Source organism: Ulvibacterium marinum, from assembly GCF_003626755.1.
GTDB classification, from domain to species: Bacteria; Bacteroidota; Bacteroidia; order Flavobacteriales; family Flavobacteriaceae; genus Ulvibacterium; species Ulvibacterium marinum.
On the sequence record NZ_RBCJ01000001.1, the window covers coordinates 1,475,455 to 1,495,455 of the forward strand.

16 protein-coding genes are annotated in these 20,001 nt (G+C 41.2%); 6 read left to right on the forward strand and 10 right to left on the reverse strand.

Features of this window, described 5'->3' with window-relative positions:
- Positions 1-89 precede the first annotated feature (89 nt).
- The 4 genes from D7Z94_RS26080 (at position 90) to D7Z94_RS06355 (ending at position 3,439) form a co-directional block, all read left to right on the forward strand.
- Positions 90-218, forward strand: a complete 129-nt coding sequence (locus tag D7Z94_RS26080; protein WP_262696926.1) for a hypothetical protein — start codon at positions 90-92, stop codon at positions 216-218.
- 669 nt (positions 219-887) lie between these two features.
- Entirely contained in the window at positions 888-2,123 is a 1,236-nt protein-coding gene (locus D7Z94_RS06345) for a site-specific integrase (protein ID WP_120710644.1), read from the forward strand.
- 241 nt (positions 2,124-2,364) lie between these two features.
- The gene (locus D7Z94_RS06350; RefSeq protein ID WP_120710645.1) at positions 2,365-3,036 is read left to right on the forward strand and encodes a hypothetical protein; all 672 of its coding nucleotides are present in this window, start codon (positions 2,365-2,367) and stop codon (positions 3,034-3,036) included.
- A gap of 121 nt (positions 3,037-3,157) precedes the next feature.
- Complete coding sequence (locus D7Z94_RS06355; RefSeq protein ID WP_120710646.1) at positions 3,158-3,439, forward strand: helix-turn-helix transcriptional regulator; 282 nt, start codon at positions 3,158-3,160, stop codon at positions 3,437-3,439.
- A 289-nt stretch (positions 3,440-3,728) separates the two neighbouring features.
- Here D7Z94_RS06355 and D7Z94_RS06360 read toward each other — a convergent pair whose 3' ends face one another.
- From D7Z94_RS06360 to D7Z94_RS06400, 9 genes are all read right to left on the reverse strand, one after another.
- Complete coding sequence (locus D7Z94_RS06360) at positions 3,729-5,087, reverse strand: alpha-L-fucosidase (protein ID WP_120710647.1); 1,359 nt, start codon at positions 5,085-5,087, stop codon at positions 3,729-3,731.
- A 35-nt stretch (positions 5,088-5,122) separates the two neighbouring features.
- Positions 5,123-6,115 (reverse strand): LacI family DNA-binding transcriptional regulator, encoded by a 993-nt coding sequence (locus tag D7Z94_RS06365; protein WP_120710648.1) that lies wholly within the window; start codon positions 6,113-6,115, stop codon positions 5,123-5,125.
- A gap of 27 nt (positions 6,116-6,142) precedes the next feature.
- Complete coding sequence (locus tag D7Z94_RS06370; RefSeq protein ID WP_120710649.1) at positions 6,143-7,504, reverse strand: glycoside hydrolase family 88 protein; 1,362 nt, start codon at positions 7,502-7,504, stop codon at positions 6,143-6,145.
- A 13-nt stretch (positions 7,505-7,517) separates the two neighbouring features.
- Positions 7,518-8,225, reverse strand: a complete 708-nt coding sequence (locus tag D7Z94_RS06375; RefSeq protein WP_120710650.1) for an enoyl-CoA hydratase/isomerase family protein — start codon at positions 8,223-8,225, stop codon at positions 7,518-7,520.
- A gap of 9 nt (positions 8,226-8,234) precedes the next feature.
- Positions 8,235-9,782 carry an acyl CoA:acetate/3-ketoacid CoA transferase gene (locus D7Z94_RS06380; RefSeq protein WP_120710651.1) on the reverse strand — a complete coding sequence of 516 codons (1,548 nt, stop codon included), beginning with the start codon at positions 9,780-9,782 and terminating at the stop codon, positions 8,235-8,237.
- An 86-nt stretch (positions 9,783-9,868) separates the two neighbouring features.
- A complete protein-coding gene (locus tag D7Z94_RS06385; protein ID WP_120710652.1) occupies positions 9,869-11,218 on the reverse strand; it encodes a right-handed parallel beta-helix repeat-containing protein in 1,350 nt (449 codons plus the stop codon).
- Positions 11,219-11,264: 46 nt separating this feature from the next.
- The gene (locus D7Z94_RS06390) at positions 11,265-12,533 is read right to left on the reverse strand and encodes an NRAMP family divalent metal transporter (RefSeq protein ID WP_120710653.1); all 1,269 of its coding nucleotides are present in this window, start codon (positions 12,531-12,533) and stop codon (positions 11,265-11,267) included.
- Between the two features lie 233 nt (positions 12,534-12,766).
- Positions 12,767-14,221: a sulfatase gene (locus D7Z94_RS06395; protein WP_120710654.1), complete on the reverse strand. Its 1,455-nt coding sequence runs from the start codon at positions 14,219-14,221 to the stop codon at positions 12,767-12,769.
- Positions 14,222-14,294: 73 nt separating this feature from the next.
- A complete protein-coding gene (locus tag D7Z94_RS06400) occupies positions 14,295-15,617 on the reverse strand; it encodes a sulfatase-like hydrolase/transferase (protein ID WP_120710655.1) in 1,323 nt (440 codons plus the stop codon).
- Positions 15,618-16,062: 445 nt separating this feature from the next.
- Here D7Z94_RS06400 and D7Z94_RS06405 point away from each other — a divergent pair, with 445 nt between their 5' ends.
- On the forward strand, positions 16,063-17,886 hold the full coding sequence (locus D7Z94_RS06405) for an alkaline phosphatase D family protein (protein ID WP_211341748.1): 1,824 nt from the start codon (positions 16,063-16,065) through the stop codon (positions 17,884-17,886).
- Positions 17,887-18,141: 255 nt separating this feature from the next.
- Here D7Z94_RS06405 and D7Z94_RS06410 read toward each other — a convergent pair whose 3' ends face one another.
- Positions 18,142-18,675 (reverse strand): RNA polymerase sigma factor, encoded by a 534-nt coding sequence (locus tag D7Z94_RS06410; protein ID WP_120710657.1) that lies wholly within the window; start codon positions 18,673-18,675, stop codon positions 18,142-18,144.
- 92 nt (positions 18,676-18,767) lie between these two features.
- On the opposite strand from D7Z94_RS06410, the gene D7Z94_RS06415 reads away from it, so the two are divergent.
- Positions 18,768-19,937: a FecR family protein gene (locus D7Z94_RS06415; RefSeq protein WP_120710658.1), complete on the forward strand. Its 1,170-nt coding sequence runs from the start codon at positions 18,768-18,770 to the stop codon at positions 19,935-19,937.
- Positions 19,938-20,001 lie beyond the last annotated feature (64 nt).

Below are 20,001 nucleotides of genomic sequence, written 5' to 3' on the forward strand. Positions count from 1 at the left end.
ATATATCAATTGGATTAACAGATGGGATGTTTGAATTATTAAGTTACTGTAATTCTACATAGTTTTATGGCCTTACAAATTATTGGGGAATGAAAAATATCATTAGGGCGTTATTGGCCGGTTGGGGCGCAAAAAAGCTTGGAGGAGGAAAATGTGGTTGTGTCGGGTTTTTGGTACTATTTATTATTTTGTATTGGCTTTTGGGCTATGTTTTTTAATGATGGGGTAGCACCCAGAACCCCTCGAAAACCCTCTAATTGTGTAAGGATTGGATATCCTTGCAGCAAAACAAAAGCGAGCAATGTTTTCAGCCCGCTTCGTTTTCAACTTTTGGTTGATTTATTCGTAATCCTAACAGGATTACCTTCGGTTTTCCTTTGCACTCAATATTGCAAATAGAAAGCCCTGGGCTATCGTTCTGGTCCCTTTTTTCAATCAAGACCCGCACCACGTCCGGTTTTTCCTTAAAACAAGGAACCACGCCTTTGGGCGTGGTTTTCTGAGTGTTGTGATCGCGACAGGATTACCTTTGGTTTTCCTTTGCGGCCTCTGATGAAAATGGAAAGCACACCGGCTAGCGCCGCTGTTTTTCGTTTTATTCCGAATATTGGAAAGCTGTTGGCTTTCATACGCTTTATAAAACAAAAAATCCACCACTAACGTGATGGACTTTCCGCTTTAAGTGATCGCGACAGGATTCGAACCTGTGACCGTCTGCTTAGAAGGAAGACGTTTTTAATTTACATTTGTTTTCATCTGCTTTCTTATAGTCTGAAAATCAATATTTTACAACTATTTCCTTTTCATCTGAAAACATTTGATATATATTTAAGAGCACAATTGTTGTACGGATGTTGTACGGATTTTAAACCCATTAAACAAAAGTTATGGCCGCAATCAAAATAGTTTTGCAGAAAGTAAAAAGAGCCAATGGAACATATCCAATAAGAATCCGTGTGACCAAAAATAGGAAATCAAAATTCTTTAAAACAATTTTTCAAGCTTTGCCAGAAGAATTTGATGAAAAAGCGGAACAATTTACGCGAAAGTATGCAAACTATATTCAGAGTAATCGGGTGCTTCTAAAGTTCAAGGATAAGGCATTAAAGGTCTATACTGAACTTGAATATGAAAACGAAGATTTTTCATTAATCGATTTTGAGAGGGCGTTCATCTCCTCTACAAAACCTGCTCAAAATATTGATAACTTTTTTTATTTCTGGAACGATTTAATTGAGGATTTAAATGCTGCCGGAAGAACTGGAGACGCACGAATACACAAGCACAGTTTCGCAGCATTGAAAAAATTCAATGGAAGTACTCAGCTAAGGTTCGAGCAAATTGATATAACGTTCTTGCAGAAATACGAAAACCAGTTGCGTTCTCAGGGAGGTACAAATGGGGGTATTAGTGTCAGGATGCGATCTATTAGAACAGTCTACAATCTCGCAATCTCTAGAAGTGATGCTAAAACCAAAATCGGAAGAATGCTGAACGAAAACTACCCTTTTAAGAAATATAAAATTTCAAGGCTTAAGAGCAATCCTATAAAAAAAGCACTTCAATATGAGGAAATGATGAAAATCGTCAAAATGGATATTACCAAATATCCCCACCTCATTCTAAGTCATAACCTGTTTGTTTTCAGTTTTTATACCCGTGGCATGAACTTCACTGATCAGATGCTTTTAGAGTGGGGTCAAATTAGCAGCAATAAAATTAACTATACCAGATCTAAAACGAAAGGAGTTTTCAATATTACTATTCTACCTCCTGTTAGGAAAATATTGGACTACTACAAAGAAAATTGCCTAAATACCAAATATGTGTTTCCAATACTGCTAAAGGATAATATGACACCTATGCAAATTGAAAACCGCAAGCACAAGACTAGGAAGCAATACAACAAGGACTTAAAGGAAATAGCATTTCATTGTGAAATAGATACCAATTTGACGAGTTATGTAGCTCGACATACTTTTGCCAATTCATTGAAACAGTTAGGAGTTGCCACAGACGTAATAAGTGAGGCGTTAGGGCATGAGACTTTAGCAGTTACACAAACATACCTCAAAGACTTGGATAGTTCTGTTATTGATGAGGCCTCCGCCCTATTGTTGTAAATCCTGACCGCCACGTATGCGGTTATAGGTTCAAGTTGATATTGTATGATATATTGCCCGCAACAGATTTATGGTCTTATTTTTGATTTTGTGCAAAAACCTTTTTTTGCTCTAGTTAAATTTATGACATATAAACATACCGCCCTTTTAAACTTTTTTTTCGTGAGATCTTTTAAAGATTAAGTGCTGATTGAACTAATTCCCCGTTTTCTTTATCTTTAAAATTCAACCAAAGATTCCAATGGGGAAGATTCTTAATACGATGTTGAATGCCTTGTCCGCCATACTCATGGGAAGGGATAAGGTTAATAATAGTTTGGCCACCTTTCTCGATAAAGGAAATAATGAAATCCTTATTTTATCAATTTTATTTTTTATTCCATTTTTAATCGTTTCAATTTTCCTTTATAATCAAGCTTCGAATTGGTTGTGGACGCTTGTTCCATTGCTATTATATGGTATCATAGTACTATTCTTTGTCCTTAAATTGGGAATGGAAAAAAGATTGAATCTGGAGAAGTCCAACCAGAAAAGTGAATTTACAGGCTTCCATCTTGACCTGAATGATTTGGTGTTTAGGAAACTCTTTGCATACTTAATGAAATATGAATTTATAGACGAAGAATTGACCAGCTATGATGAGTTCTTTAAAGTGATGACTTTGGACTTAGAAAGGCACGATGATGTAATTCATTTTAAGATGAACTTAGCGGAGCTTAAATATCTTTTGGAAAAAATCAAAAAATTAAAAAAAGGCCTGACCTTAACTTCTTTCGAAAAGTCGAACAAAATCTACAATAAAGGCAAACTGGTTACTCAAAAGAGTATGACCAGTGCCTACAGTGATTCTATTCCCGATAAAGAATTCAGAGATCATTTAGATAATTTCTTCAAGTTTCTTACTGACATTTGAATTTTTTAGCCTGACATATCAGTTTTCTGACAAGAGTTTATTATCATCTAGTTACATTTCGACAAAATTCTAAAAAAGTAAATGGCCATTTACTCATATTAATCTATAAAACAATAAGATTATGAATGAGGATAACAATGTATTGGAAATTTTAAGGGACATCAAAACATTGTTGTCCCAAAATAAAAAAGTCTTGAACGTGGACGATTTGGTTAGTTATACTGGCCTTTCAAAGAGTAAGATTTATAAACTTACTCAGCTGAAGTTAATACCAACGGGAAATAACAAGCACATACGACAGAAGTTTTTTCATAAGGATGTTATTGATGCTTGGTTGATGGGCGAGCCTAATTTGTCGGATGAATTTCTAGAACAAGAATTTAACAATTATCTTTTGAAATAGGGTTTGAATAGAGTTTCTTACCTATTTTTTATAAGTAGTATCCATTTTTATCCTAGGTCATTAAAAGGTCTAATTTCATCTTTTGACCCTTTAACTTTGCTTAGGTAACATTAAGAATTTCACGATATTTCAATTGACATAATGTCGTGCTTATCGATAAACTAGAAATTGCAATGTATAAAATTATATGATGAATTGGAAGGATTGTTTTTATCATATTGTTAATTAATTTGTTGTACTAAAAAGAATGCAGTAATTAAAATTTTTAAATCGTTTATTGAATCATAAGTCATTCCACAATAGATTCCAATTTGAAAACCCATGCAGGATTGGTAACTTTTTTGCCAGCAACTAAAGATGGAAATGAAATACGAATGGTCTTTCCGACCATCGAATATTCTATTTCACCAGTATACCCCAATAGACGGACACTTTTGACACTCTCAATACCGTTAACGAAAATTTTATCGTCATACTTTTCTGTAATAATTACATATAAATCGCTATTCTTTTTGGCATAAAATTGGTAAAGCTTGCTCAGGTTCATTTCCGTATTCACCCACTTTCTCGTACTGTAAATAGCCTCGCCATTTATAGACAGCCAGTTTCCTATTTCTAAAAGTCGCTCCTGCATGATTACGGGAATGCGACCATCGGCCGTTGGCCCTATATTCAGCAAGAGATTCCCTCCATTACAAACGACCTTGACCAAGGTCTCGATTAGTTCGGCGGAACTCATATAATCGTCAGCTTTTTCAATGCGGCTATATCCAAAAGACTTTCCAATGCCGCGCATCTCCTCCCATTTTTTATCGAAGTTTTTGGGCGCGTTCACATCGCTGTATTGGGTGGTAAAATAACTGCCCAATTTTTTCGGACTATCCTTTCCCCATCGGTCGTTGACTACGATTTTATTCTTAACGGGTGATTCACTATAAAGCCATTTTAGAAAACCATCCGTTTTAAAAGCTTCGACGGTATGCATATTATGGCCACCGGCCACAAAGATATCAGGCTCATAATCCGTTATCAATTCCTTTAACTGAGGATGTAATTTTTCGTCGACGTAACTATTGAAGTCTTTGAGGTACAGGGGGTCGAACCACGCATCCAACGAATAGGATACGCCCATTTTCAATCCTCTTTTTTTGACTTCCCTCGAAAGATCGCCCAAAAGGTCACGATGCGGTCCGACATCCATGCTGTTCCAGTTCCAGCTATATTTAGAAGGCCATAAAGCATAACCATCGTGATGTTTGGCGACCATGACCACATATTTCGCTCCCGATCGCTCAAAAATATCGGCCCAATAGGCCGGATCAAAAAGTTCTGCCTTGAACATGGGCGCAAAATCTTGATATTCAAAATCGGAGCCATAGGTTTTTGTATGGAAATCGTAAGTCGGACTGTATTTCTTGGTTATCGAATGCCAATACCATTCACTATACGCTTGGTTCTTTTCGCTCCAATGTGAGGGGTTCTCAATTTCCTCGGTCATACTGAATGCGGGAACGGAGTAAACGCCCCAATGGATAAATATGCCAAACTTGGCCTCGTCATACCACTCGGGCGACGATGGCACTTCTTGAGCATTGGTCTGTAACGCAACAGCGAACCAGGCAAACAATAACGATGAACTTTTCTTCATTATAAGGTCCTTTTCAATCTTAAGTTATTCATCGGTCAAGTAGATTCCCGTTCTATCAATTCTCCCTTAAATATAGTGTTACCCTTTACCGTGGTTTCATTTTCGATCATATCGATAATCAAATCAATGGTATACTTGGTCATCTCCTTTAGGGGCATTCGTACGGTTGTCAATGACGGTTTCATGATTCTTGACGTGGTCAGATCGCCAAAACCCGCAATGGCGATATCACTAGGTATTTCTAGACCCATCTCTAAAGCTGCTTTGTGAGCACCTTGTGCCACGGAGTCGTTTATTGCGATTACAGCATCTGGGAGATTGGCGCTATGTCCCAGTTTTCTCAAAATCGTATAGCCATCGTCTTTGGTCATATCCGTAAGTATTACCCAGGCCGATATTCCAACTTCTTGTATTGCCCTTTCATATCCCTTTCTCCTTTCTTCGGTAATACTTATACCAGAAGGCCCCCCAAAATGACATATTTTGACATATTTTTTTTGTAGCAAGAGTTTGGTTAATTGATAACTGGATTCCATGTCGTCGGCCACAACTGCTCCCACAGGATGCTCAATAGGTGCCCTGTCGAAAAACAGAATCTTGGTTCCTGACTTGTTAATCAAATTATAATAGGTTTTCCTATCCTTAATTCCTACAGTATCAATGATTATTCCATCTACTCGCATTGAAAGCAGCGTGTCGATATTCTTTTTTTCCTTTTCGCTATCTTCAAAAGACACCATCGGGATAATATTATAGTCTCTCTCATGCGCATATTCATAAAACCTTTCAACGGCATAGGCGAAAAACGAATGTGCGATTTTAGGCAGGATGACCCCTATGGTTTTCGTTCGCCCGCTAGAAAGGCTACGTCCGATCAAATCGGGTATATAGCCCAGTTCCTTGGCCTTTTCCTTTATTTGTTTTTTGGTACTGTCCGATATATCGGGATGATCTTTTAAAGCCTTGGTAACTGTTACCCGCGACAGGTTCAATGCAATTGCTATATCCTTTTGACTTACTCTTGCCATATAAATTATATTTCCAATTGTCTAAATTTAGACAATACCACTGAAAAAGGTATAGTTTTTATCTTGGGAAAGCTTTTGGACGAGCAAACAGAGCTCGACCATGTGGTAGTCGCCCCACATACTTGATTCGCCGACAGGAATTTTACTGCCTTTAGGTGTATGGTCCCATCCGTTCGGTCGGTGATATATGGAATGTTTTATAATGCCTTGATGGGCTGGGTCGTTCGCAAGGTAATCATGGCTTAGTAAGGTCTTGGTCACTTTAAGGCCTGCCGTAATATAATTTTTACTTAATTCGGCCTCGTTTTTTTTCAAGAGAATGCCTAGCCGTATCAGCCCTTGGGCCCCGATGGCGGCTGCCGAACTATCAACGGGTTCGTGGTTGTTGTTGGGTTGAGAATCGAAATCTCTATAGTTTCCAAGTTTATATAAATTAGGAGCCCCGGTATCCCAATAAGGGATGCCATCTGCAGCGGTGTTCGCGATATAAAAATCACAGGTAGCCATAGCGGCCTTTAAAAAAACGTTTTTGCTGTTTTCTATTTTTTCATGAGTTTGAGGTAGAGCGTTCAAAAATTCCAGGAACTCGGTAAAACCCAACATCGCCCAGGCGAGACCACGCGTCCAAGTGGTAAACCCTGAAAAGCCCTGCTGAGTATTTGGGCAACGATAGGCCCCATCGTTCAAATTGAATATGGATTCATGAGCGACTCGACCGAGTTCGTCATAAAAATCTCGACCTTCATCATAGTAGACTGCATATTTTGCCGTGGTCAGTCCATGTGTAATAGCTCTGTCCAAAAGATCAATTTCCTCATCATGCTCTTCCAACATCCGATGACCTAAGTGATGGGCGACCAACAGACTTCTACAGGTTCTCATAGTATCGATAAAAAGGGAATGTGGCCCATTAAATGAGTAAAGGTAACCTCCGTCATTGGTTGTCGTCCACCGTTTTGCCTGAACCGTGCCGGATACCTTCAAGGCCAGTTTATAAAATTCTTTTTCATGATAATCCGCGGTGAATTTATTCTCGTTCGCCAAACGTAATAAATTTCCATACGTACTGACGTTATTGAATCCATGGTCATGTACACCGAAGTGCGTCAAATGATGGGGCATATGTTTTTTGATATTCTCTTTTGCGATGGATAGCATATCGGTTTCCCCCGTTGCGTCAAAGGCTAATAGGGGAATACCGTATTGAAAACCCTGTGTCCATTCGGTCCATCCCCGAGAAGTATACTTTCCGTTTATCGTAAAGACTGGACTGCCCTTCGAGATGTTGTAATTTTTGTTGAGGTCTTGTACCTTCTGAATCACAAGGTCCCAAAAGGAAGGAAGCAGAGTGTTTATTTTATCCAAAGTAATTAAGCTGTCTATTTTCATTCCCCGTTTTCTATTAGTTTTCTCTGGAAAGGCTTACGGCAAGTATGTCAAAATCGATAGCGGTACCGGAAGTTGTTCTGTTAACGTCCATTAGGGCGAGCTTTGCCATTCCATAGGCCTTACTGTTTTTGGATTTTAATCCATCAACGAAACTCTGAAGCTCTTCGGCCTCTTTGCCATCGGTCATGCGTATTGTTAGAAGTCCTAATCGATTTGAACTTTCGGCATCAAACCTTTCAGACAACAAGACCACTCTTTTGGCATTTGCTTCGCCGATAAGTCTACGCAAACGGGTCATGCCGCCCCAACCGGGCAACCAGCCGTTACCGAGTTCGGGACTGGAAATGACCACGGAAGAAGTGGCCAGCCGAAAGTCACAGGCCAAAGCAAGCTCCAATCCACCGCCCATGACATATCCGTTAAGAAAGGCTACGGTAGGTTTGGGCAACTGTTCGAGTTGGTTAAAGATATCGTTGCCCGACCGAATCCATTTTTCTACTTCAGGGGGCGAAAGTGCTGCGAATTCTTTTGTGTCGGCACCGGAAGAAAATGCCCGCTCGCCAGCTCCTTTCAAAACGACCACTTCAATTTCAGTGTCCTTTTGAGCCTTAGTTATTGCATCCTTCAACCCATGGAGCATTTCAAAGCCCATACAGTTCATTTTGGAAGGATTCTTCAGGGTAATCGTTAAAATCCCTTCGTTCAAATCGGTCAAAATCATATCAATAACTTAGGATAATAGTTGTTTTAGATTCAAGGTCTTTCCATTTTGATAAACGGAATTGTCAATGGTTTTCAAGTTCTTACTGATAATCGGTTCAAACTCCATCATATCCAGAATGTCTTTTTGCAAATCGACACCCGGAGCAATTTCGATCAATTCCAGTCCCTTTTCGGACATTTTAAAAACGGCCCTTTCCGTGACATAAAGGATTTCTTGCCCATTCTCCCGGGCATAATCTCCTGAAAAGGTAATCTGTTCCACTTGGTCTACAAATTTTTTGAACTTCCCCGGACGGGTTATTACAATACCGTTCTCGGTCACCTCTTGATTTGACTTTACCGCAAATGTACCGGTAAGGACCACCTTCTTCGCATTTTGGGAAATATCGATAAATCCCCCACAGCCCGTAAGTACATTTCCGAAACGGCTTGAATTCACATTACCGTGCTTGTCGATCTGGGCAAAGCCCAAGAAGGCGATATCGAGCCCGCCCCCTTGAAAAAAATCGAACTGGTACCCATCATCGACAATGGAAGAGGGGTTGTACATGGCCCCGAAATTCAAGCCCGTTGTGGGTATGCCCCCACTGGCCCCTTGCTCGATCATAAAGCTAATATCGTTGACTATCTTTTCCTGCTCTGCTACTATGGGTACCCCGTCGGACATGCCATAGCCCAAATTAACAAAACTTCTTTTTTTTAATTCCAGGGCAGCCCGACGGATAATGACACGTTTTGGACCGTGCAATTGTAGTTCATCGCTCGTATACTCGACATTTCTTTTCACCAGTGCAGCATCAAATTTTGATAAAAAGGTCATTTCCTGTTCGGGCTCGTGTACCACAAAATCGATAAGGTTGCCCGGTACTTTTACATGGCCGGGATCACTATGGCCCCTTTCAATGTTCCTTACTTGGGCGATGACGATACCGCCATTGGTCCTGGCAGCCTGGGCGATAGACAGCATCGAAAATGAGCCGACCTCTTCTTCCATCGTGATATTGCCTTCCGAATCGATGGACGTGCCACGGATAAATGCAACATCGATCTTAAACGATTTGTAAAACAGGTACTCTTCCCCATCGATTTGCATGACCCGGACCCAATCCTGGGTGGTAATATCATTTATTTTTCCGCCTTCGACCCGCGGATCGACAAAAGTATGCAGCCCGACTTTTGTGATGATACCCGGTTTTTTTGAGGCTGATGCCCGCATCAAATGGCTTAAAACACCTTGGGGAAGATTATAACCTTTTATTTTATGTTCCTTGGCCAATCGGCACATTTTGGGCGCATTGCCCCAAAAACCCCCAAAATCGGTATCGATAAGCCCCTCTTGGGCCAAATGGTTCAGTCCCCGTTTGTCATTGTCCCCAATTCCACAGGGATGAATGGTCGTAAGTTTTTTGGGATGCCCTTCCAGGGCATACCGTTCTCCCAGGCACTGTAACAGCCGATCGGGCACGGCATGACCGGCACCGGCACCGCCAATGGCCAAGCTGTCGCCATCCCTGATTTTTTGAACTGCCGAATTAGCGTCTATAATCTTGAACATATTCGATTTTGAACAATGAATTTATTAAATTTACCTTGAATTTACTTCCGTCTTCCGCTGAAAGAGTTTATTTCATGACCATTGTCCTAAAATTCCTTTAATTCCTCAATAAAAGAATTCAGCACCCTAGGGTCAAAAAATTGGTACTTTTTTACATGGGGCTGTATGTAAGGTTCATCCCCGTATACCATATTGTTGCTGATTTTTGAACCCTTACCATTGGCAACGACGCCCTCGTCCTTACAGAAATTTATGGAATTGTCCGTTATCACGTTGTTGATGCACGAGCTGTCCTCCGTTATACCGTGTTTCATGGGGGGCAATACATGCCAGTTAAAAATGGCGTTGTTTCCGACGACCAGTCCTTTGCTTTCCTCCTTGATTACGATGGCCGTATACAATGTATAGGCATTCTCGTCTTCTATGGGCTTCTGAAATGGGCGATCGCCCGATTTTATAAACTTGTCCTCGGTTTCGTCAAAAACGTTGACGCTGCCCGTATCTATTATATTGTTTCCTGTTATACTGCCCCATACCGCATTTTTCAGTACGATTCCGTTTCCGGTATGCCAACAAAAAATGTTGCCGCTCATATTGATTTCATGGGAGCCTTCGACGACCACCGCGTCATCGGAAATCTGAAAGGTACGACATCCGGTAATGGCCACGCTGTTGCTCCAGTTGCTAATGTGAAAGGCAACCCCTTTGGTCTGGTATACTTGACAGCCCGTAATGTTGAGCACCATGGTGCGGTCGGTCAGGATCCCCTTGTTGCCCCCGTAAATGATACAGTTCGATATGAGGTTGGAAACAAAGTCGCCGCCCCGCCCACCTTGGTCGATGTTCAGTACAAAAATGCCGCTGATTCCCGAATCCGCAATTCGTGCGCCCCGAATTTCGCATAAAAAGGAATCGTTGTGCAGCTTGATGCCGTATTCTTTCATACCTACGACCAACACATCCTCCACCAAACAGTCGCCGCAATGATCGAGGTCGATACCGATACGGGCCCTGTTATTTGTTTCCCTTTTGTTTACGATGGAAATATCGGAAATATGTACTCTATTTTTTTCCGCTGCATGAAAGGCAATGCCGGTCGGATGGGAACCCGCAAGCATAAAAACAGTGGCCGTGCCCTTTCCGCGCAGCTGAATACCCGAATACAGTTCGATTTGCTTTCCAAGCACATACCGTCCGTTATGTACCAATACTTCCCCGCCTTTTTCCTTCAGCGCATCGAGGGCAAACTGTAGGGATTCGTCCGCGGAGACAGAAGCATATTTTGTTTTGAAATCGATCTGGCCCCTAACGAAAATGGAATCGTTACTCTGGTACACTTCATAGGATTGCACCGGGTCAATGGTACTTTTTCCATATCCCAGAAAACAGATACAGGATGCCAGTATCAGGCTTTGGATCAATTTTTTTGTTTTCATGTCAATATAGCTTTATACATTTTAAGGAATCTATTTTAAATAAGCATCATTTCATATAATCCGATAGGCCGCTCAATGCGATTGTTAACATATAACAATTGAAAATAAAGGTGCAGACCAGCGCCAAGTTCATGGCCCAACCGATTTTGTATTGTTGCATGACGTTTTTACGGTTTAAAAGGATGATAAGAAACAGGGTAATCAAAGGCATCACGAACGGACTCAAAGCTTGCGATGCGATCAATATCCATATCGGTTTGCCCCCGAAAATCGGGATGGCCATGCCTGCAAGGGCGATACAGACCACCATTATCCGGTACATCGGTTTGTCCAATTTTCGTGGTGTTTCGTTATAGTCCGACCATAACCAAGGAAAAAGCAAGAGGTTCGGGAAAATGGAGGATAAAGCCGCAGCGATAATACCGATGGCGAACAAAGACATGGCAAATTCCCCTGCGACGGGCACCAAGGCGTTCATCATATCTATGGCGTTCTCGATTTTAAAATCGGTTACGTAGAGCGTACCTGCGGCACTGATCATAATCGCCAAGCTGATGATAAAGGTCAGTACCATCGACACCCCGGCATCCTTATTTTCACGTTTAAGGTCCGATAATTTCCACCCCTCTTCTTCGACCAGAATACTGCGGGATACCAGAACCACGGCCGCCATCGTAGTGCCTACCAGTCCTGCGATGACCAATTCGATGCTGCCGTTTGTTTCTGAAATACTGTCTTTTTTCTCAAAGAGTGCCGAAAATGCCATTTCAGGATTGAAAAGCACGACCACGCTGGTAACCACAAACGAAAGTGCCATAAGCGATACTAATACGGTCATAATATTAAGAAAAGACGCATGTTTGCCCCTCCAAAAGAGAACTAATAAAATAAAGATGAAAAACAACGCGACTGCGATTTCGGATGTAGCAATAGCTCCATCACTAAGCTCCGATAACCACTTTACCACCACTTCGGTGACGATCCCCATAATTCCGACAATCGATGAAATGATCAACACCAGAACGGCCAACATTATAAAAAGGGTCAGCGGTTTTCCAAAATGCGTTTTAAAATTATAGAGCAGCGAATTGCCCGATACGATTGTAAGTTTGCTAATGGCGATGATTAAAAAATAGGTAAAGAAACACGAGAGCAATAGCGCCCATGACAGCCGCAGCCCGTAATCTGCCCCGGAGACAACCATCGAGGTAACGCTTCCTGTGCCCACGACATATCCTATGATAAAAAAGGCCGGCCCAAAACTGGTCAGCTTTTTCTTGATTGTCGTAAGGATAGTATTTTCTTCGGATGCCATATCGCAGGGTCTATTCAGGACTTGTTCAAATTAAGGTTTTAGGTTCCATACTGTATTTTAATACTAACATTTTTTAAACTCGCAAAAAAGTCCTCTCCCTAGCCCTCTCCCGAGGAGAGGGGACAGATTCTTACTAAGTAGGAAAACCAAACCAATCATCGAAAATTTTTACTCTTTTAAAAAGCACACAACTTTTGCTACACCCCGCCTACGGCAATCTTAGTAACAAAGTTCTAAGAACGGTCTGTCATGTGTTTTTTCAAAGCCGCTTTTAGCCGGGCGACGGTTTCCGCATGTTCGGATGCATCCACAATATTGATTGTTTCCTCCGGGTCGTTTTTGTGGTCATAGAGCATGTGCGATTCGAACTTGCCGTCCGCATCGAAATACTGTGTATAGATATAGCGGTCTCCCTTTACGGTCTCCCCGTTTTCGTATCGGCTAAAGAGGTAATCGTTTATTTTTTCGTTGGGATTTTCAAATAATGGAGCCAGACTTTTTCCTTTTAAATGATCGGGAATTTCAAGTCCCGCCATATCGCTCAACGTGGGGTACACGTCTATCAAACTTACCAGTGCATCTGAACTGCCCACTTTATCCGAACCTTGAGGCTTGATGATAAGGGTAGTGCGCAGGGCTTTTTCGAGACAGGAGTGCTTGCACCAGAGTCCGTGTTCGCCCAAACTCCACCCATGATCGCCCCATATCACGATGATGGTGTTTTCGTATTGACCCAATTCTTTGAGTTTGTCAACAACCTGGCCGATCTGTGCGTCGATATAGCTGACGCAGGCATAATACCCATGCCGTAGTTTCAGCACTTGGTCTTTGGGAATGGGCAGGGTATCGTTGGCAATATTCGCATAGGCCCGAAGCTCCTCGAAATTATGCCAAGCCCCGGCCGGCGAATCTTTGGGCAGATTGGGATGTTCGGGAAGCATGATCGTTTGAGGGTCGTAGAGGTCCCAATACTTTTTTGGTGCAACGAAGGGTAGATGTGGCCGGATATAGCCCAGCCCGAAAAAGAAGGGTTCGTCTTTTTGTGTGAGCTCTTCCAATTTTTTTAGGGCGAGTTCGGTAGTCTTTCCGTCATAGTACGCACTGTCGGTTACTTCGCCGACCTCCCAAGCAGGCCCCGCACCGCCCAGAGGAAGATCCGTGGTCTTCGTCCATGCATTTTCTTTGTTCTGGTAATCGCGCCAAAGTTCCTGTTGCGCAATATCATTCGGGTAATCGGGTCGGTAAGGAGTCTCGGACCAACTGCGCATGCCGTCATCAGGATGATGGAATATTTTGCCAATGGTCGAGGTAAAATACCCCTGCTGTTTAAAGTATTCGGGAAGGTAGGTCACCTTCGGCGCCTCTTCATCGACCCGTGTCTTGTAATCGGTAAATCGGGTCGGGGTCGGATAGATGCCAGTTAAAATACTGGCCCGTGAAGCCCCGCAAACGGGCATATTGCAATACGCACGGTTAAAAGTCATCGCATCGTTTGCCAACCTGTCGATATGGGGGGAAATGATTTGGGAAGCCCCAAATGCATTTAGTTCAGGCCTAAGATCATCCACTGAAATAAAAAGTATGTTCGGTTTGGTTTGGGTTTTCTCGATTGCTTTTTCGGTTTTCTCCTTACAGGAAGAAAATACGGCCAATACGACAATTAAGAGATAGTATAAAGTATGTTTCATAGTAGTATGATGATTTTTGGCTTCAGCTTCGTCGGCCGATCGACCAACCTATAACCGAACGAGTTCTTAACTGCTATTCAATGGCGACCTCTTTTTTCCATTCTTCCAACAAAGCCCTCATCCGGTCGGCCTTCGTTAAATTTTCATTATACAGGTTGTGGCTTTCGGAAAGGTCGTTTTCTAGATTGAACAGGTATTCGTCCGGACCGTTCCTGATGTATTTCCAATTGCCCAGACGAACAGCCTCTTGTGATGCAAATTCCCAAAATAAAGGTCTTTCCGGCATCTTCTTTTTGGGATTGAACAGGAGTGGCAGAAAGCTGGTACCGTCAGATGGAATGTCCACTTCATTCTTCTCTCCTTTCAAAAAATCGACTAACGTTGGATAGATATCCATGGTCATAACAGTCTCGTCAACCGTGCCTGCTGGTATTTTATCCTTCCAATAGAAAATGCCCGGAACACGATGCCCGCCTTCGAGAAGCCCCGCCTTCATGCCATTAAGCGGTGCATTCGAGCCATATTTCCAAGCCCCGTTGTCAGAACAGAAAATAATCAAAGTATTGGAAAGCAGGTTTTTTTCCTCCAAAGATTTTATGATGAGACCGATGCCCTCGTCCATGGCTTCCACCATTTCTTTGTAGGCGACCCTTTTATCGGGTCGGCTGCCGTAGGTCTCGAAAGTGCCCCCTATCGTGCGTTCGATCGTATCGTTTCTTCCCTGATATGGATAGTGGGGAGCCGCATGGCTTACCATAAGAAAAAATGGATTTTCCTTGTTTTCGGCGATAAAATCAGTAGCATATTTTGTGATCAGATCGGTAGAGTACCCTTTTTCCCTTAGGGTGTCTCTTTTATCGAACCAATCAAGGGCACCCATCTGGGCTACATGGGAATGGTAATCGACGTTCCCCCTCATAAATCCCTTAAAATGGTCGAAACCGTTTTTCATCGGCGAGCTCGGGTAATCATTGCCCAAGTGCCATTTTCCAAACAGGCCTGTTGTATAACCTTTCGCTTGTAGATATTCTGGTAAGGTCGTTTTTTCATCGGGTATACCCGTCTCCTCATCGGCACCTATCCACATGGTAATGCCTACTCTTTGCTGATATAGTCCGGTCATAATGGCCGCACGTGTCGGACTACAGCCCGGGGCGTTCGCATGAAAATCGGTAAATTTTAAACCTTGCTTTGCTAAATGATCAATGTTAGGAGTATTATTGAATGTGCTGCCGTAGGCACCGATATCTCCGTACCCAAGGTCATCGCCCACAATAAGGATAATATTCGGCCTCTTCCTGAGCGATTCTTGCACTTGTCTTTGGGCAAATTGAGTATAATCCGTAAAGCCGTAAGCCAGAAGAATGCATAAAGTACCGAAAACAGTCTTTTTCATTTTGAAAATTTTTCTATAATTCTTCGGTGTACATAAGTAGTTCTACTATTAGGAATACCTATGGAATCATCTGTTCGTAAGAATACTCCCTTGTTGGGGTTTTTAATGTTCCTTCCATACATCTTTCAGAACACGTGTGAAAATTAATTTTTTTAATTTACATTCGCAAGTAAATTTTGTACATTATACTGGTTTCTTAATTCTTTTGATTTAGAATCCTCCTTCTAATAACCTTTGGAAGCCAAGTGCTATAGCATAAAACGGACAATGCCTGGTTGGAAAGTCATATAATGGATACTTGATGAGGTTTAAGGAAAATTGGAATAAAGAAGAATGGCCGAGAGTCTTATCAAATCGACTTCAATTAGAATCGAAATTAATTAAATGAACTAGAAATATTTCAAATATGATAAAAATTCGATTTTTTTTAACCTTAATATTATGGATGACAGCATTATTTATTTTGTCTATTGGAGTTGCGCAAGAACGTACGGCAGAAAATATTACACATGGTCCGATTTTAGGACATGTTACGGATAGTACAATTCGAATATGGATACGAACCGGATTTCCCGGTAAATTTACAGTTACATATTCCAAGTCAGAATCGCACTTAAATATTGTAGATAAAGTTTTCGGATTTACGTATCGATCTGATGACAATGCTGGATGGGTAACTTTAAAAAATCTTTACCCCGATACCCATTATAATTATGAAGTTGGGTATAATAGGAATGGCGACCGACTTGGTGGAACTTTTAAAACGCTTCCTTCCATCAAAGATCATATTGACCCAGAATACAATCCTAAAGGGTTGTTCAATTTCAGGTTTGAATTCGGCTCTTGTGCAAGTCAGAATTCGGATAATAGCATTGGGCCAAGTCTACCCGCTTACACGACAATGCTTAGGGAATTAAAAGACAATATCGATTTTGCCATAATGAACGGCGATTGGTTATATGAAGAAAATCGGGATCAACCTGCTTCGGTATGGTTGGCGCAGCAAGAAATTTCAAAGAGCCGGCAACCCGATATAGTGACCCACGCCCCAACAATCACGGGAGTTTGGGAAAATTATAGGATCTACATGTCCCGAGGAACAAATTTAATGGATTGGCATCGGTCTATACCCTCCTACTTTACCTTCGACGATCATGAATTGGTAAACGATATTTGGGGAGCAGGCACAGCCGGGAGAAGAGATCGTAGAACAGTGTTCAGGGATATCGGCACGGCCGCTTGGTACGATTACCTAGGCTGGGCGAATCCCATTGATTTTGGACAAAAGGTGCATTTTGGCAGTGCCAGGTTCAAAAAAAATTCAAATGTGCTCTATGACTCCAAATCAGATTTTGACCAATTGAACATGGATGAGATAGCTAACCTGCATGTACATTGGGGTACCCCGACCGCAGGGGTCGATGACATTAAATTGGATTCGTTGAACGACGGTAACCCAAATTCCATGGTCTATGATATTTTAGGGAAAATAGACAAGCATAGGTTGAAGATTTCGCCTAATGCACCGGCCAATGGTAAAGGGGCGTACTCCATAGGCAGAAAATCATATAGTAAATTTACGGTGGCCAATTGCGATTTTTTTCTACTGGATACCAGAACGAACCGCGAGTGGCATGACACTTCCCAAAGGGACAAGCCCGGGCTGACCATGTTGGGCCGGGAACAATACACTTGGCTGACAACAGAAATGGATAAAAGTGAGGCGGATTTCTTTTTTGTTGTTTCTTCCGTGCCCTTCATGATTCCGCATATCGGAGCCGGAGGCTATGCCATGGCCAACAACAAGGATGAGTCATGGACCGTATTTTTGGACGAGCGCGAGAAACTAATCTCTTTTTGGGAAGAACTCGACAGACCAGTTTTTGTGCTGACCGGAGACCTCCATAATAGTTTTGCGATAAAAATTACGGACCAGATTTACGAATTTTGTTCCGGCCCTCACAACTCGCTCAACCACCAACTTTTGGACGAAGGTAATAGACCTAAATCGGGCCCTTTTAAATTTGACAAAAGAGAGATGGATATCCTTTGGTCCAGTTTTCTGTTGAACGACATCCCCAGATCGGAACGAAAATATCCGCACTACTGCGTGGTACAGATAAACAACGTATTCAACAGCCCGAAAAAAGTAGGATCCCAACGCTGGGTGGCCTACGAATATCCCCAGGTTATCTTTCAGTATTTTGATGGGCGAAACGGAGAACTTCGCTATTCGGAAACCATATCTACAAGGAGATTGAAGGAATAGGATTAATCATAAACGTTCAAACAGGTTAGGATTATTTTAATTACATCATTTTTGAGGTATCCCCGATGAAGAAACTAAGAACGATTGGCTTCGTTAATCAACCTTTTTTAATGAATACCTACTACGTTACCAATTTACCCAATATTTTAAAAAATTCAGGGTTAATTTCTTAAATAGTGTAGCTATCGATAATGAGAGGCAATTTAAATCTTGGCCCATTTAGTATAAATGATTTAGACTGTAACCATCCTAATTTTACAGCATAAAAGTAGTGGCATTAGTCTTTAAAAAATGGAGTGCTTTGGACATTTGATTTTCGACAGTTTTCACTGAAATTCCCATATCCATAGCTATTTCTCTATATTTTTTCTTCTCCAATTTATTTTGAACAAATATTTCCTTGCAGCGAGGAGGCAACTGATTTATCAGCTTGTTCAACTTCTCCATTTTAAAATCATAAAGATCTTCTTCCAAAGTCACCTCCGAGATAACATCCCATCTTATTTTATCCAAAGAGTCAAATTGAATTTTTTGTCTTCGAATGTGCTGCAAGAATTGGTTATGGCAAGTTCTGAACAGATAGTTCTTAAGCGATGTGGTAATGATTATTGACTTTCTTTTTTTCCAAAAATTGACCATAGCGTCTTGAACAATATCTTCAGCTAAAGAACGATTTTCACATAAGTTATAAACGTAATTACATAGCCAATCATAGTATTCCGAGAACAAAAACCGATAGGCCTCCTCGTAACCTTTTTGTAATCTTTTTATTAATTTCTGTTCGTCCATATTGACCCAATAGTAAATCAAATCTAAGAAAAATAAAAAATGCGTAGGGGTTTTTTGTGATTACTGCATCTTTTAGTTAAAGTAATTACTGAATGTCCAAATATCATTTGTTAATCGATAAGTTTATTAATAGGACTATTTCCTCTGATGAAAGGAAAACCCTAGAGAAGTGGATTCTAGAAAGTGAGGCTAACCTAAACTTTTTTAGAAATCGCATCAAAGAATCAAATCGAAAAATATCAGTTGACTTTGATGCCGACTTGGCCTACAAAAGATTTTCCGAAAATCTGAAATCAAGGAATAAAACTCCGAAGCTTTTCCACGCGGTATTGAAATATGCTGCAATGTTCGCCATTTTGTTTGCCATTGGTTTTTTGGCTAAGCGGCAACTACTTCCTACTAGTTCAGAAATTTCAATAGATGCAGTTAAAAATGAGCAAAAAAAACCTACCGGCAATGATATTATTATCAAACTGGCCGACGGAACTGCCAAGGTGCTAAGTTCAGAGGGAAATGAAAAGGTAACTGATGCGAACGGTAAAATTGTAGCCAGTAAAGGAGGAAACACCCTAGTGTTTGATGAGGCAAAGGAGCTGTCAAGAATTACTCCGGCATACAACGAGGTTTTTATACCATTTGGTCAAACTTTCAAGTTAAAACTTTCAGATGGTACCATGGTTTGGTTAAATGCGGGTTCAAAACTTCGGTTTCCACAAAATTTCCTGAATTCGGTTAAAAATAGAATTGTCTATTTGGAGGGCGAGGCCTTTTTTGATGTTGCCAAAAACAAAAACAAACCTTTCATTGTGAATACGCAAGAGGTAGACGTTAAAGTACTCGGTACCAAATTCAATATTTCTTCCTATGAAACGGACGACTATATAGCTACGACTTTGGTGGAAGGGTCGGTCAGCGTTTATGAAACCAGAACCCCGGAAAACGACATACAATTGACTCCAAGTTTTCAGGCCAAGTATGATAAATTCGGTAACCACTTTAATAAAGCAAAAGTCGATACTAATATTTATACCGCTTGGATGCAGAACCGTCTGGTCATTGATAATCTAAAATTTTCGGAATTATTGGTCAAGCTCGAAAGAAGGTATTTTGTAAAATTCGTGAACAAGGCCGAAAGTTTGAACGATGAAATTTATAAGGGAGAATTTGTAAACGAGGATATTGAAACCATTCTTAAAACAATCTCCTTAAGTACAGCTTTCGAATATGAAATAAACCAAAATGTGATTACTATAACGAAGTAAAAAAGAAAGGGAAGTGTTGGAGCACTCCCCTTATCTAATCGACCATTAATATCTAGTACTAACA

What these genes read in the sequence shown, in the direction of transcription:
- D7Z94_RS06400 (WP_120710655.1), bottom strand. Translation starts at nt 15,617, where the DNA reads ATGAAAAAGACTGTTTTCGGTACTTTATGCATTCTTCTGGCTTACGGC.
- D7Z94_RS06375 (WP_120710650.1), bottom strand. Translation starts at nt 8,225, where the DNA reads ATGATTTTGACCGATTTGAACGAAGGGATTTTAACGATTACCCTGAAG.
- D7Z94_RS06350 (WP_120710645.1), top strand. Translation starts at nt 2,365, where the DNA reads ATGGGGAAGATTCTTAATACGATGTTGAATGCCTTGTCCGCCATACTC.
- D7Z94_RS06370 (WP_120710649.1), bottom strand. Translation starts at nt 7,504, where the DNA reads ATGAAAATAGACAGCTTAATTACTTTGGATAAAATAAACACTCTGCTT.
- D7Z94_RS06410 (WP_120710657.1), bottom strand. Translation starts at nt 18,675, where the DNA reads ATGGACGAACAGAAATTAATAAAAAGATTACAAAAAGGTTACGAGGAG.
- D7Z94_RS06390 (WP_120710653.1), bottom strand. Translation starts at nt 12,533, where the DNA reads ATGGCATCCGAAGAAAATACTATCCTTACGACAATCAAGAAAAAGCTG.
- D7Z94_RS06365 (WP_120710648.1), bottom strand. Translation starts at nt 6,115, where the DNA reads ATGGCAAGAGTAAGTCAAAAGGATATAGCAATTGCATTGAACCTGTCG.
- D7Z94_RS06345 (WP_120710644.1), top strand. Translation starts at nt 888, where the DNA reads ATGGCCGCAATCAAAATAGTTTTGCAGAAAGTAAAAAGAGCCAATGGA.
- D7Z94_RS06355 (WP_120710646.1), top strand. Translation starts at nt 3,158, where the DNA reads ATGAATGAGGATAACAATGTATTGGAAATTTTAAGGGACATCAAAACA.
- D7Z94_RS06360 (WP_120710647.1), bottom strand. Translation starts at nt 5,087, where the DNA reads ATGAAGAAAAGTTCATCGTTATTGTTTGCCTGGTTCGCTGTTGCGTTA.
- D7Z94_RS26080 (WP_262696926.1), top strand. Translation starts at nt 90, where the DNA reads ATGAAAAATATCATTAGGGCGTTATTGGCCGGTTGGGGCGCAAAAAAG.
- D7Z94_RS06405 (WP_211341748.1), top strand. Translation starts at nt 16,063, where the DNA reads ATGACAGCATTATTTATTTTGTCTATTGGAGTTGCGCAAGAACGTACG.
- D7Z94_RS06415 (WP_120710658.1), top strand. Translation starts at nt 18,768, where the DNA reads ATGTCCAAATATCATTTGTTAATCGATAAGTTTATTAATAGGACTATT.
- D7Z94_RS06380 (WP_120710651.1), bottom strand. Translation starts at nt 9,782, where the DNA reads ATGTTCAAGATTATAGACGCTAATTCGGCAGTTCAAAAAATCAGGGAT.
- D7Z94_RS06385 (WP_120710652.1), bottom strand. Translation starts at nt 11,218, where the DNA reads ATGAAAACAAAAAAATTGATCCAAAGCCTGATACTGGCATCCTGTATC.
- D7Z94_RS06395 (WP_120710654.1), bottom strand. Translation starts at nt 14,221, where the DNA reads ATGAAACATACTTTATACTATCTCTTAATTGTCGTATTGGCCGTATTT.